Genomic DNA, 18,287 nt, shown 5'->3' on the forward strand with positions numbered 1-18,287 from the left:
CACATTATGTTAAAAATCCAGCTACCCGATAGAACTCCTCCTTTTCAGCATTGAAAATTTCTGTATATTCATTGAAAACACCCTTTTTCTCGTTTACAATGTCATACTTGTTGTTTAATCAAGTTTATTTGCTCTTCTAGATCCCCAAAATCCACTTCCTCCTCGAGGAACATTTCATACAATTCACGGTCTAGACTTGCCGCTTGTATGTAAGCTTCATAAAGGGCGCTATGAACTTCATACCTTTTTTCCATGACTTCAACGAGTATCATGGCTTGCTCCTCCACATCCTCGTCTTCTATTTCATGAACATATGCTGCCCCTTTTTGAAATTCTTCGTAGGCAGCCTTAAGGCTCTTCCTTTCGGCTTCCATACGCTTTTTTCTTTCCTCCACATATTGAATGGCTTCAGAGACAAGTGCCTCATTTTCATCCCTTTCATTAAGACCCCGTTCCATCATTTCCTCAAAACGTTCACGTTCAGCCTCTTCGGCCGCAAGCAACGGTTCTTGCTGCTCTTGAAACCCTTCCTCTAATTCAACAGTCTGTTCTACGTGTGTTTGCATCCTCTGCTCTGGAGTTGTACCACAAGAGACAAGAGCCGAGAAAATCATAAGTCCTAAGCAGGTTTTGTAAAGTTTTGTTGTCACTATGCTCCCCCCTTGGGAAAAAACACGAGTTCAGTTGCGAAAAATTATAAGGAAATCAATACAATAAATAGGTGTATAACCCAGACAAAGTTGATTCATTTGCATAGGGTATAGTGTAAACGCTCAATGTAGTGTAAATATAAAAGGAGGTTTCTCCATGTCATTTGGTTTCAGAGGATATGACAATGGATTCGGCGGTTATGGTTGCCACCCTTGCTATAACGGAAGCTACGGGGGTAGCCATGGACGCGGGGGCGGTGGATTCGCCCTTATCGTCGTTCTTTTCATACTACTCATCATTGTAGGTGCCGCATACGGCGGCTATGGACACCGTGACGACAAGTGTTAACCAAAAGGATGGGAAGGGCTGGCGGCCAGCCCTTCCTTTATTTGCTTTATACTCTTCCCAAAAGTCGATCCTCCTATCACCCTGAACTTTTGTGAAAACCTAACTTCTGCTATACTTACAGCGTAGATATAAGCATAAACAATTTTCTTGATTATAATTATTCCCATTTCTATGAAAGTCGACTAAAGGAGGCACATCGTTTTGATTACGATGAAAGATATTGTACGTGAGGGGAATCCCGTTTTACGGAAGGTAGCCCAACCCGTAGAGCTCCCCCCCCCACAAGAAGATTTGAAATTACTTCAGGAAATGCTGCAATTCCTTATCAATAGTCAAGACCCTGAGCTAGCTGAGAAATACGAACTCCGCCCGGGCAGTGGACTGGCTGCACCGCAAGTAGGGGTGAGCAAGCGCATGTTTGTCATGCATACGACAGATGAACATGATCGTTTGTTTAGCTATGGTTTCATAAACCCGCGGATCATCAGCCATTCAATGGAAGAGACTCACTTGGAAAATGGAGAAGGCTGCTTATCAGTAGACCGTACCATTGAAGGCATTGTTCCGCGTCATGCTCGAATACGCCTGCGTGCGCAAACGCTAGATGGGGAGGATGTTAATTTACGACTCAGAGGTTTACCCGCTATTGTCGCTCAGCATGAAATCGATCATTTAAATGGTGTGATGTTTTATGATCGAATTGAAGATTATAGCGGACCGTACAAAAAAGCAATCTCTACGATTTAAAAAGGAGCCTCTTGCCGGCTCCTTTTTCCATTCCTATATAAGTCCGAGTTCTGTTAACCCTACAGTAATCCCATTTTCATCTACAGCTGTTGTTACGAGGTCTGCTGCTTCTTTTGTTTCATCTAAACCATTGCCCATTGCGATCCCCGTCCCCACATATTGGAGCATCTCGATATCGTTTAATGCATCTCCAAATGCAACTGTGTTCTCGATGTCTACCTGAAGGATATCGGCTGCCTTTTGTACCCCTTTTGCTTTTGATCCGCCCGCCGGCAATACATCAATCGAAAATTCATGCCAACGGACAAAATGTAAATCCCTGTATTCGTCATAAGGAAATGACTCATGTTCTGCGGTAAATAATAGCGCCTGATAAATATCACCTTTTTGCGGCTGAAGACTTATCGACGGGTAGGGCATCTTAAGTTCCCCTAAACATTGGGCAATTCTCGGATTGGCCTTTACATCCGTTACAGCACCTTTATGATCCATAAATACCATAACATAATGATGGTCAGCTGCATGATTGTGAAGAGAGGACAGTGCCACAGGTGGCAATGCTTTCGCTAAAACCACTTCCCCCTTAACAACCACATACGATCCATTAAAACTAACATATGTATCAATTTCTAATTCTTCACGGAGCTCTTCAAACATAAAAGGGGATCTTCCAGTTGCAATTGCTACGTCATGCCCCCCTTCCTTTAACATTTGTATCGCCTTTTTTGTCGAGGGCGGCACCCTTTTTGTCTGATCATAAAGTGTTCCATCAATGTCAAAAAAAACCAGTTTCTTTTCCATACGTCTTCTCACTCCCCTTCTCTTTATCCATTATGTCGCAATATCCTTTTGATGAAAAGTATTCTTCCATCAATTTACTTACACATTCCCGAGCATTTCTGCACAAACTAATAACAAACAAGATCAGGAGGGATAAAGGATGCTAAAAAAATGGAAGAAACGATTGCGTCAACGTTATCGCTCTTTATTGCCAAAACAACGATCCATTCGCACGTAGAAGATAATACGGAAATTCCTAACAATCGTTTGCTTATTTTAAAAGAATGAGCTATAATTGGAGAACTGTATACAGAATTACTCCACGCGGGTATAAGTCCCCTTGTTATAAACACCGGCCGAGCATGTTATAATGATGCGGGTGAAATCGTGCGTGTTGAAATTCTAAAACGGACGGACAACAATTTGAAATTCGATGTGGCAAGTTCAGTGGTTTCAACCTTGGACTTTCGCCCGCATCGGTGTAAAAACGATTGGATAAGGAGTGACCGAGAATGGTTTTTAAAGTGTTTTACCAACCAAATTTAGATGATGTACCTGTTCGGGAGAAAACAGAGTCGCTTTTCATTGAAGCAGAAAGCGAAAGGGAAGTCAGAAGCAAGCTTGCTGAAGATAAATTAAATATTGAATATATCCAAGCCTTATCAGATGCTCACCTTGAGTATGAACAAAAGCGTGATGGTTTTAAGTTGGAGAAAAGGTAAATGAAACAATTACAAAATGACCAAGTTGCCGTTTTTGCTCTAGGAGGGCTTGGCGAAATCGGCAAGAACACATACGCTGTTGAATACAAAGACGAAATCATTATTATTGATGCTGGAATTATGTTCCCTGAAGATGAATTGCTCGGTATTGACTACGTGATTCCTGATTATACGTATTTATCCCGAAATGAAGAAAAAATCAAAGGTCTATTTATCACACATGGCCATGAAGACCATATTGGCGGTATTCCTTATTTACTGCGGGAAGTCAATGTACCCGTATATGGCGGAAAACTTGCCATCGGCCTTTTACGCGGAAAACTAGAAGAACATGGGTTATTACGGCGAACGAAAATGCACGAACTATCCGAGGACGATGTCATAACGTTTAAACATACATCGATTTCCTTTTTTCGGACAACCCATAGTATACCTGATTCACTAGGTGTGGTCGTTCACACACCAGAAGGTAATATCGTCCACACCGGTGATTTTAAATTTGACTTTACTCCGGTTGGAGAACCTGCCAATTTGCAAAAGATGGCCAAGTTAGGTGAAGAAGGGGTACTTTGCCTTCTCTCGGATAGCACGAATAGTGAAGTCCCAGAATTTACGATGACCGAGCGGAGAGTCGGCGAAAGTATCGAAAATATATTCAGGCAAGTTGAGGGGCGGATTATTTTCGCTACATTTGCCTCCAACATTTACCGATTGCAACAAGTCGTCGAGTCAGCCGTAAGATATGGCCGGAAAATTGCAGTCTTTGGACGTAGCATGGAATCAGCTTTGACCATTGGTCAAGAACTTGGGTACATTAAAGCACCTAAAGATACGTTTATTGATGCCAGCCAAATCAACCGACTCCCCGATAATGAACTGACGATTCTTTGTACCGGAAGTCAAGGGGAACCGATGGCGGCCCTTTCAAGAATCGCTCACGGGACCCATCGACAAATTCAAATCATCCCTGGAGATACGGTTGTATTTTCCAGCTCCCCCATTCCCGGCAACGCTCTTAGCGTGAATAAAATTATTAATCAGCTATTTCGTGCAGGTGCCAACGTCATTCATGGCTCCTTAAACGATATCCACACATCGGGACACGGGGGTCAAGAAGAACAAAAACTGATGCTCCGTTTGTTGCAGCCGAAATATTTTTTCCCAATTCATGGGGAATATCGTATGCTCGTTAACCATAAAAAACTCGGCGTCGACTGTGGTATCCCAGAGGAAAATATTTTCATACTAGAAATTGGTGAAGTATTGGCCCTGAGGCGTGATGAAGCAAAGAAAGTCGGTAAAGTGCCGTCCGGAACTGTTTATGTAGACGGAAGCGGCATTGGAGATATCGGGAATATCGTATTACGTGACCGCCGCATCCTATCTGAAGAAGGGCTTGTCGTTGTCGTCGTTAGTATCGATATGAAAAACTTTAAAGTCTCCGCCGGTCCTGACATTATCTCCAGAGGGTTTGTATATATGCGTGAATCAAGTCATCTTATTCACGACGCTCAAAAACAGCTGGATAGACATTTGCAAGAACTGATGAAACGAAAAACAACCCAATGGTCAGAAATTAAAAATGAAATCATTGAGTTACTTTCTCCATTCTTGTATGAAAAAACAAAGCGTAAGCCAATGATCCTCCCGATTATTATGGAAGTATGAGAAGAAGAGCAAGAGGTCTAAAAAGGACCCTTGCTTTTTTTAATTTTTTATTGTAAGCGGCCCAAGCGCCTCCTGAGCGTAGAGATACTTGTGCTTCCTTGTTGTTTATAACGAAGCTCCTGCTCTTTATCAAATATAAAATAGGCCGGCATGAACCGGATACCAAAGGTATTAGCGATATCCTGATTTCCATCCATACACAACGGAACAGTAATTCCTGCCTTAGCTGCCACAGCTCTTACTTCGTAAAGATTCTGATCATCACCGTTACGGGGCATGTGAATGGACAGACAGGATGTATCATCTCTAAACGCCCTAAATAAATCCCCTACTTCTTGAAGCGTAGCCCGGCATGAATCACAACTAAGCGACCAAAAATGGATAAATATCGGCCCGTCGAAACCGATCTTATTTTCAAGCGGGTTTAGCCATTCCGTTCCCCCATCAAGCGATGGGAGCAAAGAACCTAATTGTAAACTCATGAATATTCACACCCTTTGTACATGATGAGTAGATATACCTTTTTGCTTAGAGGATCTTCAGCATGATTTGACAATATGTTATACTACGCTCCATGTACAAAAATTGTTCGAAGTTGTATAGAATAGGAGTGAACTTTTTATGGAATTCTTTGATCAGGCCTTTGTTACGAATACGTTCATGTTCATCGGGCAGCTGTTACTTGCCATTATTGGCTATTTTATTGCTCGAGCGATCGGTGGTTCTGTAATCAAACGGTCATTTCGAAAGATGAAAGAGAAAAGAAACATGCATGAAGGACGCGCAAAAACGCTTGAAAAACTATGCTTGAACGTACTGTCATATACACTACTGTTCATTGTGGTTGTCGTCGTTATTGATATTTTTGGACTGCAAATCGGACCTCTACTTGCGAGTGCTGGTATCGTTGGACTTGCCATTGGTTTTGGGGCACAAGGTCTCGTAAGCGACGTTGTTACTGGGTTTTTCCTTTTATTAGAGAAACAAATTGACGTAGAAGACTATGTAACGATTGCAGGCTTGGACGGTATCGTCGAAGAAGTCGGTTTAAGAACCACACGTATTCGTGGATTTGATGGGACGCTACATTTTATTCCAAACCGAGATATTACAAGTGTAAGTAATCACTCACGTGGAAACATGGAAGCACTCGTGGATATCGGAATTTCCTTTAATGAAAATATTAGCGAGGCGATGAAAGTTTTACAAGAGGCATGTGATAAACTTGCCGAAGAGGAAGAAGCGATCATTGAAGGTCCTGACGTTCTTGGTGTCGGGTCCATTGACGAATACGATGTAAAAATTCGCATTCTCGCTTATACTGAGAACATGCAGCAATGGGGCGTTCAACGTAAGCTGTTGAAAACTTGCAAAGAAGCGCTGGAAGCAAATGACATTCAAATCCCTCTTCCGCAACAAGTATATGTTAAAGAAGAAAAATAATGATTGTTGCCGTAGAATCCGTTATCTTTCTCCGAATTCTTGGGCGTAGCCCGCATCATTGAGTATTGCGAAAGAATATTAGACCCCCTGGCCGAAAAGTTAGTGAACCGTCAGCTGACAACATATGGCGGGGAGGCAACTCATATCCCTTTTTCTTACCTAGACCGCCCCATTACTTCAACGTTTTGTTTTAAATAAAAAATCCGATGTACATCGGATTTTTTATTACTTTACAAGGAATGTTTAGCCGGCGCCCATTCATAAGAAACAATAATTTTGATCCTTTGCTTTCTCATTAGATCATCCCCAGCAATGTATGGGAAATATTAACGGAATGTTGATGAATCCTAAGCATTCCATTCATTAAATCAGAGAATACAACGCTTACGGTACTGCTTGAACTAGCTCCTTGATAAAAATGTTGATAACGAAGTTCCCTTTCCAACCTCAAAATCTTGGGGTTCGTATGGATCACATCAATCGCTGCAGACTCATTATTTTCTTGAAAACCTTTGATAGCTTGATCATAATGAGGGACAATTTCATCATATAATTCCTCTATTTTCGTACGCTCCCACTTTGTGAGTGTCTTCCTCCCCTGATCTAATTTAGCGATGGACCGGGTCATGTCCTTAATTATGTTAGCCATTCTTTCCATATCATTGTTGAAGTAGAGCAATTTTAAAGCTTCTTCTGCTTCTTTATCGTTCAAATCCTCCTCCATGATGCGCTGCAGATGATGGTAAATGGCTTTATAAAGGTGATCAATCACTTGTTCCTCTTCAATCACCATTTTTCGAACCTTCTCATCATGTATCATTGTGATTAAATAGGGAAACATCCGATGCCGAATCCGGTGAGACATGTTTTCGAGTTCTTTACGTGCTTGCAGCAGACCCACAGTCGGAAATTGAACACTGTGCTGATCGATATATTTCACGTGCTTAGGCAATTCTTTTTTATCAGGTAATACTTTGACCATCCAGTTAGCAAACCGGTTGCAAAAAGGAAGAAGCAATAACATATTCACGATGTTAAATATCGTATGGGCATTGGCGATTTGCCGCTCGGCACCTCCTCCGGTGTAAGGAAGCAGCTGTACGAACAGACTTGTAAAAGGTAAAAAAACCAAGACTCCAATCGCCTTGAATATCGCATGGGCAAGCGCTGCCCGTTGCGCATCTTTGGATGTGGTCAGACTAGAGATCAGTGCTGTAACAACAGTGCCAAGGTTTGCCCCGTAGACGATATAAACCGCTGATTCTAATGACAACGGGCCACCCGAGGTTAGGGCTAGTGCCAGCGCAATCGTAGCCGCACTGTTCTGTACAATGGCAGTAAAAACGGCTGCAGCAATCACAAATAGGATTGGATAGTCGGAGATCATAAGTAAGAAATCTACGAATGCTTCACTGGACCGCAGCGGTTCCATCGCTTCAGTCATCAATCCTACCCCGAAAAAAACAAAGCCAAAGCCTAAAACAACGGATCCATACGAACGAAATCTGGAATTGATAAAAAATAAAGTGACACCTAGTATAACGAATACAATTGCATAATCAGTAATGGCGAAGGCGATGAGTTGTACAGTGAGCGTTGTTCCCACCGCTGAGCCAAGCATGACCCCCATTGCCCGCCGAAGACTGATAATTCCTGCATTTACAAAGCCGACGATCATCACAGTCGCTGCCGTTGAAGACTGCAAAACGGCAGCGAGTACAGCACCGGCAAGTGCACCATACCATTGATTCTTCGTTACTTTCCTTAGGAATTGTTTAAGATGATGGGACGAGGATTTTTTTAGACCTTCACTCGCAACATACATCCCATATAAGAAAATGGCGAGACCGCCTAGCAATTGAATACTAACTTGAACCCAACTCATTCCCGGCACCTTCTCCGTCTTATTCTCTTAGTCGGCGGCTGACATTAACGACATGATCAGCCATTCTTTCAACATAACGAATAACAAGAAAGAGGGGCGCAAGCTTTTCAATAATTCCCGGGCTCTCTTTCATGTCTTGAACAATTTGATGCTGTAAGTAAAAAAATAAGTCGTCTACTTCCTCGTCTAGTTGTTCAATTTGACCTTTAAGATCGCGATCTTTGTTTGTCATAGCTTCCAGTGTCTCTGCCATCATCTTACCACTCAACTGAAGCATTTTTATATACCCTTTTTCAAACGCCTCACTTGTATACAGCTTAAGGTTATCAACGTCTGATTCTATTCGTATTTCTGCGATGTTTACGACTTGATCCCCAATACGCTCAAACTCTCTTGCGATTCGCATCATCATTGTTAATGCTCTCAATTCTTCAGGTAAAGGGGGCTGAAGAATGATCAGATGGATAATTGAGGAATGGATGCGATTGTCCTTTTGATCCACCTCCTTATCCCTCTCTATCAATTCTTTTACGATCGTTTTTGACCGATCTTCAAAAAGAACGTCTTTAACATTCTCCATCTGGGCAGCCACAGTCTGGCCCATTTCGTAGAGCTCCCATTCGATTGATTTTACTTTTATACTGAAATTGCTCATTTCATACACTTTGCTCTGTCCCCCCTATCCCTTTAGTTAACGATCCACACCACCTATTCTTATTCATTTTTCACCGGCTCATCACTTTTAGCATATAGGTGGGCGATCCATATAGCTGAATTTTCTCTCATTCATCTTCACTCCCCTGTAGAATAAAAAGAAACTCCGGCGGCGGAGCTTCTTACGTTTCTTTTTCCATTTCATGATCAATGTAGTCAATTAAATGATGAACGGCAACCGGTATAGCTTCTTCATTAGGATTGACCTTGGTATCATGGAGGCCATGATCCTGACTATCAACGCCTAGCCAAAACATAAACCCCGGGATCTTATCGAGAAAAAAGCCAAAATCTTCGCCCGTCATCGCCATTTCCGAAGGCTCAAAATTCACATCTGTACTCCATTCAGAAAAAGCTATAAACGACTCCACTTTCTCGCTATTCCATACTTGTTTATATTGTGACCCCCACTCCACTTCCACTTCGCAATCAAAGCTTTCAGCGATTCCTGCAGCTATCTTTTTCACATGGTCTTGGACGAGGCTCATGGCCTCTTGGGAAAGTGTGCGTATCGTTCCTTCCGTATCGGCTTTTTCTGCAATAATATTTTCCTTTTTTCCACTCTCAATTTTTCCAATCGTAATTACAGCACTGTCCAGCGGGTCAATTCTTCTCGCTACCACCGATTGGATCTGGGTAACAAAATGACTTGCGGCCACCACCATATCGTTCGCTAAATGAGGATAAGCAGCATGGCCGCCGCGCCCCCGGAGATGAACCATAAACTCAGCCGTATTTGCAAAAAGCAATCCTGGTCTAGTCGCTACAGTTCCAACGGGATAATTCGGCGCAATATGAAGGGCAAACATCCAATCCGGAGCATTTTGTTGAAAAAGTTCAGAATGAAGCATAGGTTCCGCGCCGCCTGGGCCTTCCTCAGCAGGCTGAAACACGAAAAGAAGGTGGTCTTTCGGTTGATGTTTTGCATAATAGGACAAGACGCTAAGGGCAATGGTCATGTGAAAGTCATGTCCGCAGGCATGCATCCTTCCCTCATGTTCGGAAGCAAACGGAAGCCCCGTCTCTTCTTCCATCGGTAAACCATCAATATCGGTACGATAGCCAATCGTTTGCCCGGCATTCGATCCCCGAACGAGGACGAGAATACCTGTTCTCCATGTTTCAACCGTTAGATAGTCTGAATCCATCTTAGCAATTGCATCCAGTAAAAAGCGTTGCGTTTTCACTTCTTCAAAACCTAATTCCGGTATTTTGTGTAAAGTACGCCGGGTTTCTCGCATTTGTTCTTTATCATACATCTATATCCCCCTCATTTCTCTTGATGTATGTGATCTGAAAATTTATGAGCTAGCTCCCCTGGTTTCCTGCAATTCCATCGTTCCCTTTGTCCTTCACGTTACTTAATATGAGCGAAACTTCGCTTGATCGTACACCAATGTCAACCAATGCCGCCCTATTTCGCTAATTCTACACAAGACTACGTAGTGAAAAACTCCCTGCTCGTCAAAACAAGCAAGGAGCTACTTTTTTAATCATCTTTTAACTTTCTTAACTCTGATTTAATCTCGGTTTTACCTCGTGTGCTTTCATCAATATCTTTTATGATACGTGCCGGTGTTCCAGCCACAACTTTATTTTCTGGTACATCTTCAGTCACCACGGCGCCAGCAGCAATGACCGAACCTTTTCCGACGGTAACCCCTTCAAGAACTACGCAATTTGCCCCCATTACAACGTTGTCTTCAATGATTACCGGTTTAGCAGATGGCGGCTCAATAACGCCTGCTAAGACTGAACCTGCGCCGATATGACAATTATTTCCTACGGTTGCTCGTCCACCTAGAACGGCGTTCATATCAATCATCGTGTTTTCTCCAACAACTGAGCCAATGTTAATCATCGCACCCATCATGATAACAGCATTTTTCCCGATCTCAACACGATCACGAATCACGGCACCCGGTTCTATACGAGCTGGAATGTTTTTCATGTCTACGAGAGGAACAGCAGAATTACGGCGGTCATTCTCGACCACGAAATCTTCTACTTTGTCTTCATGCTTATCGAGAACTTGTTCAATTTCACTCCACTCCCCGAAAAGCACTGCTGTATCACCAAACGGAAACACCTTCGTATTCGCTCCAAAATCAAGCGAAGAAATGTCTCCTTTTATATGTACCTTCACAGGTGTTGATTTTTCACTATTTGAGATAAACTGTACAATCTCATTTCCATCCATCATTTCCATATGGTTGGCCTCCTTCTAACATCTTTTCTTTAATCTATACATTTTATAGCCTACCATAGTCTATGTTGGAAGGAAAGGATGAAGTCAGTATCATCGAGGATTAAGCGCTCTTTCAGGTAGTATTGGAAAATGAAAGGCCCGTTTGATTTATGCATTCTTAATTTCTCCATCAATGTCAGTAAAGGGGCGAATTTCAACCCCTATATTGACCGTTAAAATCACTTCTAAACGAGCGATCCCGTACCACTTCAAAGCGATACGGGATGATTTGTAGAATGAAGCCAATTGTTCAAGAGGATGTTCAAAAGGTTCGGGAAAAATAACCGTCGTATCTCTTTTTCGTCTTGCTTCTGTCCCCTCAGTATGAAACCATGTCCTCGAAAAAGAACCACTTTTTCTTCGTGCGAAGAGTCGCTTGCGAGGAAGCGTCATGGTGACACTAGCGATTCATTCTCATACTCAGTGGGGCGCTAGAAGCGCCATGAGTATTTTTGTCCTCACGTTCTATACCTATTTGGGAACCTCTGAACCTTCTTCTCCGGAAGATTTCTGAAGCTGATTGTCCTGCTGCATATAAAGATCACGACCTGGCAAGGCGAGGGAAACATTCTCTTCTTCAAGAATTTCTAATACACGGAGGTTCATTTCCTCTTTCAAACGTAACCATTCAGACCAGGACGTTGTATTTGTAAAATAGTAAAGCATTAAATCCAGCCCTGATTCTTTAAACTCGCGTATATGGACTTCAATCTCATCAGGGTGTACGTGAGGATGCTCCTCTAATTCCTGTTGGACCCGTTGTGAGACCCGACGCAACTGACTAACAGGTGTATTATAACGCAAGCTAATTTCAAAAGAGATTTGCCTTTTATTCATTAGCGACCAATTCGTAATCGCTTCGTGAGCAATGGTGGAGTTAGGAACGGTGACCAGGCCTTCAGCGAACGTACGAACTTGGGTACTCCGAAAAGATATATCCTCAACAATGCCTTCCACCGTGGGCGTTTCGATCCAATCCCCTCGTTTGAAAGGCCTCTCGGTCACAATGATAATCCCGCCGAAAAAATTCGCAATCGTGTCTTGCGCCGCCAAAGCAAACGCTAGACCGCCAAGCCCTAGACCAGCAATAAATCCGTTAATATCATAATTCCATTCCATTGCGATCACTGTAAACATAAGCACAATTATGAGACCCCGAAGAATCCTTGACGTAAACGGAATCAACATACTGTCCTCATCACCATCAATTTTTCTGCCAAGTCGCTTAAATAAATCAGAGGACGTTCCTGAGAAATTAAAGAATCCCCAACCGAAAAAAATAATGATGAAGGTACGTAAAATCCGGTGAGTCACACTCATGAAATCTGCAGGTGGATGCAGATAAAGGATGGCAAAATAAAAACCGATCACCACTAATAACATTCGCATCGGTTTTTCGAAAGCAAATAGGAAATTTGATAAAAACTCACTTTTTCTTTTCTTAGAAAAAAAGGTTATAAGTGCAAAAATATACCGGGTAAAAATTTTTCGTACGATCAAAAAGAATAAAACAATCAAAGCTGCGATCACATAACGCAGCCAAGGCCAAGTCTCCAGCCATCCATAATACCAATCAACCAACGTCATCCCTCCGAGTTTTTAATTCCATACCTCCAGTTTCCTGGTTACATACTAACATGATGAGACACAAAGGGCTAAGATCTCAATGATTCGATCACTAAATACCCTACATCACATAGACATAGGGTGGAGTATATCAAATATAAAAAAGTTTCGTTTATTCATAATTTAAATGGCAGATGGAATTCTCGCGGAGTCATGATTACTCCTTACAAACTGAAGCAACTGCTGAATCTCTTCAGCATCTAAGAGTTCATGCCATGTTCCTTGACGAATAGCAAGAGCACGGCGAATGACCTCTGAATAAGGCCACTGTTTAAGGGCCCATTTTGTACCCCTTGTTTTGGATGTAAGCACACCTGTTTCTTTAAAACACCATGTACGACAAGCATTCATCACAGCTTCATGTCCATAAGGGTCATAATATGGATGAAAAATGTGACTGTTATGCCAACGCAATGACCCTTTCATCGCTTCTTCAAGCCAAGGTTTTGGAATACTGCCAAATACCTCTTCTTTTGCTCGGCCTGTCAGAGTCTTACCGGATTGTACGTTAATGGCAAAGTCCATCAATAATCCTTCGTCCATCTCTTCTTCTTTAACCTTGTCATCGATATCTTGACCAGTCAAAAGCGCAAATTCATATGAGAGTAGCGAATGTGGTTGTGCTGCTTCCTGTTCTAGTACCACGTAAAATTCCAAACCTGCTCCTGGTGAAGGCAACGTTTGATGAGATAGGTTTTTAGCAAGGGCCCTCTTCTCTGATTCCTTAAGTGGTCGTTTTACGATACAAAGCACATCGATATCGCTTATCTTCTCGTTAAAGTCACCGAGTACCGTCGAACCACACAAGTAAAGCCCAACCAAACGATCTTCCAATACAGAATTTACGACTTCCGTAAGTTGATACAAATAATCATCAATCTGGTCATCCATGATGAGCCATTTCCCCCATCCATTATTGATCTGATGAAAAATCTATATATTATTATATTAGCTGATTCATGCGAACGATGCAATGGGAGATACTTGGCATTTACATTTATATTGAGCACGTAAACATTGTCAGCCGCAGTGTCCTTACGATTTAAAATTTATTAGAAAACTTGGCTTTTCGCCAAGCTTTTATGGCAGAATCCTTACCTGCTAAAAAAAAGCAGGCAAATGCCTGCTCAAAATCCGTTCAATTTAGGAGGAATTTACCACATGTCTCTTTGGTGCTGGAGGCTGGAGGTTTGATCACGTAAAGCTGACTTTTTCAAAACGGTTGATGGTAAGCTTTACACAATATCTTATGAATAAAATTTGCAGCCCTTGTAATGGATCAACCTATGTTAGAAAAACTTGGCTTATCCCTACGATAATGGAGTAGGAGACGGTGACTCTCAGACAGTGTCCCCAGAACATATTCGTTAGTTTTCCGTGAATATGTTCTCCGTTCTTGAAACGCTCGCGTGTTGCAGATATTACGATGACGGATAATTGCTTTATCAATGATCTGTAACCAGCGGTTACCCGAGGAAATATAGAAACGTCATTTCTATTACTTAATGCACATACGTGCTCTCCATGACCTTCTTCATTTAATCTGTCTTCAGCTGACGACTACATCGACTTCCTGACACACATAGGGTACAACTAGAAAAGTACGGGCGACACTCGCCCGTACTTCCACTCATCTATTAACAATCTAATCGAAATAACATTTAAACCTTTTACGATCGTCATCATCATCTCTACGGCGACGACGGCGACGACGATCGGAACATCCACAATCGTGGTCGTCTCTGCGGCGCTTCCTTCTCCGACCTCTCCGGCAATCTCGATCATCATCGTCGTCATCGTCATCATCATTTACAAAACGACACTTACACTCAATACGATCGAAATCAAAGTCATCATCATCATCACGGCGACTGTAGAAATCAAACATCCGATCCCATTTTTCATAATAATAACCCATGTCAATCTCTCCTTTTCATATTAAAATCATCTTACACTAAATCATATGTAAAAAACGTACATGCTTGTAATGGAGGTACCTATGAAGCTATAAAAATCGTTATAAGTCTATTAATGGGATCGTTCTTTGAGCAAAGTTCACCCTCGATGGCTTTTCAGAAATGATTTCTTACATCTCCTCATATTCCAAGCATTTAATGCTTACATATAAGAGAGGTGATCCTCTTGAAAACGACACTCGATGCATTTCTCAGTCAGCAACCAAATTGGGTTTTTTTTATTACCGGTCTCATAATTATCATTGGAGTAATCACCATCTTCATTTTAATTGGCCGTGCAGCGATTAAATATACGGAAAAAATTGATAAAGAGCTTGGGTTTCAAAAAATTCAGCAAGATCTGCACGAAACCAAATATCAAGCAGCTATTCACCAAGATATCTCCCTTCAAACGATTAATGCCCTTAGTAACGCCGAACGTTTTCTTGAACAACTTCAGCATGCCCGGATTGATTCGGTACAAGTAGAAGATAATCTAGAAACCTATGAAAATTTAATGATTCGTGTCGTTAATGCTCTTAGTTCAGATATTAAGTTTCACCCTGGGGAACAGCATCGATGTGCGGTCTGGATTGAGGAATCTGACCAGCTTGTTTACTTTACTGGCAGCAATTCCTTTGATGGCCGTCATGAAGCTCGCGTTCTTTCTCTGAATGAAACCATCCCAGGCCGCTGCTTTCGTAAAAAAGAAACTCAACTCGTTCAGGATGTAAGTACTGATGTAGATGGCTCACCCCATAACGGATCTTATGGTGCCATCCTTTGCATTCCACTTTCGGAATGGGGCGTACTCACCGTTGATGCCCATCGTTCTTTTAAAGAAGAGGTCACGCATATCTGTCACCTTTATGCCCGATTTGTCGATCTCGCATTCTTTGAATATAGTCAAATGCTTGATGACGGCTACTTTGATCAACATTTCCGGGAAGGAGAATAAACTACAAATGGGAGGGGATGAAAATGAGGGGGAAAGAAACCTTAAGAAAAGCTGCGGCAAAATCAGCTAAAAAACGTGGCATTCTTTCTAATCGAAACTACGAGCAATGGCTGAAAAACCAAACTAACCCTCATGTTGCCGGAGCAAAACAAACAAATGTCGCCTCACGTGCCAAGAAAGCACTTTTAAAACGGGCGTGAAATTCAACATTAAAAAAGGCACTGTTTTCCATGAAACTAGGAAAACAGTGCCTTTTTTCTCTATTAATTTTGTTTCATTTTTAAGTGATTTGCTGATCTCCTTTGAAAATCTGTACCAAGAGATCCTGGCTGCAACAACGGATATAATTTTAAGAACAACGGTACGAACAACAGGGATATAAATACACCTTTTACGATGTTGAAAGGTAAAATACCTACCAGCGTGGTATACCATAATGCTTGGCCGCTTAGTTCCCACCCGATTAACCAGGAATAGGCAGGCAAGAAAATCAAATAGTTTAAAAGAGCCATAGTAACAGCCATAAACACGGTTGCGATCCCTAATCCAGCAATCAATCCTTTTATAGTTTGAAAGTGTCGGTATACATAAGCAACAGGCAAAACGAATAAAATACTAGCCATAAAGTTAGAAACCATTCCAATTGGATCTCCGGCGCCTGTAGCGAAAAGGGTATACAGTAGGATCTTAATCCCTGCAACTGCAATTCCAGCTATCGGTGAAAATAACAATGCCGCAAATAATACCGGTAATTCACTGAAATCGATACTTAGAAAAGAAAATACCGGATATGGAATACTAATAAACATTAGCGCTGCTGCCATCGCACCGAGTACAGCATAAATCACCATTCGAAATGTTTTCGTATTTCTCATCGTATATGCGTCCTCCCGTTCTTCGGTCCACAAAAAGAACGAAAACGCAGAGCCTGCCCTATCACCATACAAATACCCCTAAGCAAGCGCTCAGGGGCATAGTTAACGAAGGGAATCCTGCATAGGAAATTAAACATCCCCATGCCATTGACGTCGATCCGTCAATACGGAATATTCTCTGCAATCTTCTCCCATCCAGACTTTACTGTCGGTTCCGGAATCACACCAGATCCACCGCTCGCGCGGGTCACGGACTCGTCGTCATTTTGGACGCATCACCGTCGGTCGGGAATTTCACCCTGCCCCGAAGATTATAATATAATTTTTACGATCTGTATTGGCACCAATACTTTAAGATCTTTAACGTATAATACCATCTTGTATGAATAAACGCAAGGTATAATGTTGATTTTTGTTATTAAAAGTACGTATTCAAAAAGGAAGACAACAAGAGCCGAGTAGGTCGAGAAGACGTAGCTTCGAGCATACCTGCTCGCCTCGTGATGTATACGGCGTAAGGGCTACCTCTCGTTCAACAGCGCGATCGCACGTACCGGCGACCCATCACCATTATTGATTGTTAACGGGAGACCAAAAAAAGTAAACGGTTCACCCAAAGGTATGTTCTCTAATGATACCAAATCTGTATACGTTACGATTTCTTGTTTTAGTAAATTCCACTCAAGTTCTTCACTTAACATCCCTCCAACAAAAGGAGGCTGGACAGAACAGATTTTTTCAAATTTATCCATATTGACCTCTTCATTAAAAAATAAACCGGTGTTTTCGGGAAAATTGATGGATGCATCGACCCGCATCGCTTTCCCGCAAAATTGTGTGAGCCCAATCTCATCTATCGATTGTTTCCCCTGATGCATGTGGGAAAAAGCATCCACATGGGTGCCCGTATGGGAACCAAATGCTAAAGATCTTACTTCGAAGCCATCTTCTTCTATTGTGGAGTTAAGACTAATGTTAACCGGTGGATCACCTGAATAAACCTCCATTCCATCGATGATCGGCATCGTTAAATCAATAATTTTCACGGTTCAACATCTCCTTCAGTAACCTGTAATTATTCGGGGGAGTGAAAGTTATTCTTAAATGATCGATAATAGCAGATCACTTCGTGGGGAGACACGTCCTTTTTGTATCATTGTCCTCTCTTTTAATGATATACTATAGGAAAGAAGTGCAAGGAGGACCATCCATGGAGGAAATCAATCCATCCATTTCACCTCAGCCTGAAAAAAAACCGGCGCACCCCCATTCACCTGCTGAGAAAGAGCGTATCCAAAATCGTCTGCGCAGGGTTGAAGGACAGATTCGTGGTTTACAGCAAATGGTAGAAGATGATCGTTATTGTGTTGATATTCTTGTCCAGATCACGGCTGTCCAGTCGGCTTTGAAAAAGGTCGGCTATTCGTTGCTTGAACACCATGCCAAAACGTGCGTCGTCCATGATGTTAAAAATGGAAAAGAAGACGAAAGCATAGAAGAACTCCTAAAGGTTATTCAGCAATATGCAAAATAGAGAAAAACTGCCATAACGGCAGCTTTTCTTTCTACATGATCCCTGTAAAGCTGTAATAACCGATAATAACAAGCGCAAGATAAACAACAGCTGTGCCTGCCCACGTCATTACTCGTTTTGATTGTAGCATCGA

The 18,287-nt window shown here is 42.0% G+C and carries 20 protein-coding genes and 1 riboswitch; of the genes, 8 read left to right on the plus strand and 12 right to left on the minus strand.

Annotated features, from left to right (window positions below; translation table 11 throughout):
* Positions 1-101: 101 nt before the first annotated feature.
* A complete protein-coding gene (locus tag HNR44_RS06910; RefSeq protein ID WP_184403329.1) occupies positions 102-650 on the minus strand; it encodes a YkyA family protein in 549 nt (182 codons plus the stop codon).
* 157 nt (positions 651-807) lie between these two features.
* On the opposite strand from HNR44_RS06910, the gene HNR44_RS06915 reads away from it, so the two are divergent.
* Positions 808-999, plus strand: a complete 192-nt coding sequence (locus HNR44_RS06915; RefSeq protein ID WP_184403330.1) for a YjcZ family sporulation protein — start codon at positions 808-810, stop codon at positions 997-999.
* A 201-nt stretch (positions 1,000-1,200) separates the two neighbouring features.
* Entirely contained in the window at positions 1,201-1,746 is a 546-nt protein-coding gene (gene def / locus HNR44_RS06920) for a peptide deformylase (RefSeq protein WP_184403331.1), read from the plus strand.
* Between the two features lie 33 nt (positions 1,747-1,779).
* Here def and HNR44_RS06925 read toward each other — a convergent pair whose 3' ends face one another.
* A complete protein-coding gene (locus tag HNR44_RS06925) occupies positions 1,780-2,547 on the minus strand; it encodes a Cof-type HAD-IIB family hydrolase (protein WP_184403332.1) in 768 nt (255 codons plus the stop codon).
* A gap of 491 nt (positions 2,548-3,038) precedes the next feature.
* Between HNR44_RS06925 and HNR44_RS06930 the strand changes: the two genes are divergently transcribed.
* Both HNR44_RS06930 and rnjA read left to right on the plus strand, forming a co-directional pair.
* Entirely contained in the window at positions 3,039-3,248 is a 210-nt protein-coding gene (locus HNR44_RS06930) for a DNA-dependent RNA polymerase subunit epsilon (RefSeq protein ID WP_184403333.1), read from the plus strand.
* On the plus strand, positions 3,249-4,916 hold the full coding sequence (gene rnjA, locus HNR44_RS06935) for a ribonuclease J1 (protein ID WP_184403334.1): 1,668 nt from the start codon (positions 3,249-3,251) through the stop codon (positions 4,914-4,916).
* Positions 4,917-4,963: 47 nt separating this feature from the next.
* On the opposite strand, the gene HNR44_RS06940 is transcribed toward rnjA, so the two are convergent.
* Positions 4,964-5,398 (minus strand): TlpA family protein disulfide reductase, encoded by a 435-nt coding sequence (locus tag HNR44_RS06940; RefSeq protein WP_184403335.1) that lies wholly within the window; start codon positions 5,396-5,398, stop codon positions 4,964-4,966.
* A 139-nt stretch (positions 5,399-5,537) separates the two neighbouring features.
* Between HNR44_RS06940 and HNR44_RS06945 the strand changes: the two genes are divergently transcribed.
* Positions 5,538-6,359, plus strand: coding sequence for a mechanosensitive ion channel family protein (locus HNR44_RS06945; RefSeq protein WP_184403336.1), 822 nt, complete (start codon positions 5,538-5,540; stop codon positions 6,357-6,359).
* 295 nt (positions 6,360-6,654) lie between these two features.
* On the opposite strand, the gene HNR44_RS06950 is transcribed toward HNR44_RS06945, so the two are convergent.
* From HNR44_RS06950 to HNR44_RS06985, 7 genes are all read right to left on the minus strand, one after another.
* Positions 6,655-8,244, minus strand: coding sequence for a Na/Pi cotransporter family protein (locus tag HNR44_RS06950; RefSeq protein WP_184403337.1), 1,590 nt, complete (start codon positions 8,242-8,244; stop codon positions 6,655-6,657).
* Positions 8,245-8,263: 19 nt separating this feature from the next.
* Positions 8,264-8,899: a phosphate signaling complex protein PhoU gene (gene phoU, locus HNR44_RS06955; protein ID WP_281381377.1), complete on the minus strand. Its 636-nt coding sequence runs from the start codon at positions 8,897-8,899 to the stop codon at positions 8,264-8,266.
* 181 nt (positions 8,900-9,080) lie between these two features.
* Positions 9,081-10,217 carry an N-acetyldiaminopimelate deacetylase gene (locus HNR44_RS06960; RefSeq protein ID WP_184403339.1) on the minus strand — a complete coding sequence of 379 codons (1,137 nt, stop codon included), beginning with the start codon at positions 10,215-10,217 and terminating at the stop codon, positions 9,081-9,083.
* Positions 10,218-10,447: 230 nt separating this feature from the next.
* The gene (gene dapD, locus HNR44_RS06965; RefSeq protein WP_184403340.1) at positions 10,448-11,167 is read right to left on the minus strand and encodes a 2,3,4,5-tetrahydropyridine-2,6-dicarboxylate N-acetyltransferase; all 720 of its coding nucleotides are present in this window, start codon (positions 11,165-11,167) and stop codon (positions 10,448-10,450) included.
* Between the two features lie 510 nt (positions 11,168-11,677).
* Entirely contained in the window at positions 11,678-12,787 is a 1,110-nt protein-coding gene (locus HNR44_RS06975; RefSeq protein WP_184403342.1) for a mechanosensitive ion channel family protein, read from the minus strand.
* A 168-nt stretch (positions 12,788-12,955) separates the two neighbouring features.
* A complete protein-coding gene (locus HNR44_RS06980; RefSeq protein ID WP_184403343.1) occupies positions 12,956-13,723 on the minus strand; it encodes an aminoglycoside adenylyltransferase domain-containing protein in 768 nt (255 codons plus the stop codon).
* Positions 13,724-14,425: 702 nt separating this feature from the next.
* Entirely contained in the window at positions 14,426-14,641 is a 216-nt protein-coding gene (locus HNR44_RS06985) for a hypothetical protein (RefSeq protein ID WP_184403344.1), read from the minus strand.
* 333 nt (positions 14,642-14,974) lie between these two features.
* Between HNR44_RS06985 and HNR44_RS06990 the strand changes: the two genes are divergently transcribed.
* On the plus strand, positions 14,975-15,745 hold the full coding sequence (locus tag HNR44_RS06990) for a hypothetical protein (protein WP_184403345.1): 771 nt from the start codon (positions 14,975-14,977) through the stop codon (positions 15,743-15,745).
* Between the two features lie 23 nt (positions 15,746-15,768).
* Positions 15,769-15,945 carry a hypothetical protein gene (locus tag HNR44_RS06995; protein WP_184403346.1) on the plus strand — a complete coding sequence of 59 codons (177 nt, stop codon included), beginning with the start codon at positions 15,769-15,771 and terminating at the stop codon, positions 15,943-15,945.
* Between the two features lie 63 nt (positions 15,946-16,008).
* Here the strand turns inward: HNR44_RS06995 and HNR44_RS07000 are convergent, their stop codons facing one another.
* Together HNR44_RS07000 and HNR44_RS07005 are read right to left on the minus strand one after the other, a co-directional pair.
* A complete protein-coding gene (locus HNR44_RS07000) occupies positions 16,009-16,620 on the minus strand; it encodes an ECF transporter S component (protein WP_184403347.1) in 612 nt (203 codons plus the stop codon).
* A gap of 179 nt (positions 16,621-16,799) precedes the next feature.
* Positions 16,800-16,936, minus strand: a riboswitch (FMN riboswitch).
* A gap of 205 nt (positions 16,937-17,141) precedes the next feature.
* On the minus strand, positions 17,142-17,666 hold the full coding sequence (locus HNR44_RS07005; protein ID WP_343069396.1) for a cyclase family protein: 525 nt from the start codon (positions 17,664-17,666) through the stop codon (positions 17,142-17,144).
* Between the two features lie 164 nt (positions 17,667-17,830).
* On the opposite strand from HNR44_RS07005, the gene HNR44_RS07010 reads away from it, so the two are divergent.
* A complete protein-coding gene (locus HNR44_RS07010; RefSeq protein WP_184403348.1) occupies positions 17,831-18,154 on the plus strand; it encodes a metal-sensing transcriptional repressor in 324 nt (107 codons plus the stop codon).
* Positions 18,155-18,287: the final 133 nt, after the last annotated feature.

It is taken from the genome of Geomicrobium halophilum (genome assembly GCF_014207655.1).
In the GTDB taxonomy this organism is placed as follows: Bacteria; Bacillota; Bacilli; order Bacillales; family Marinococcaceae; genus Geomicrobium; species Geomicrobium halophilum.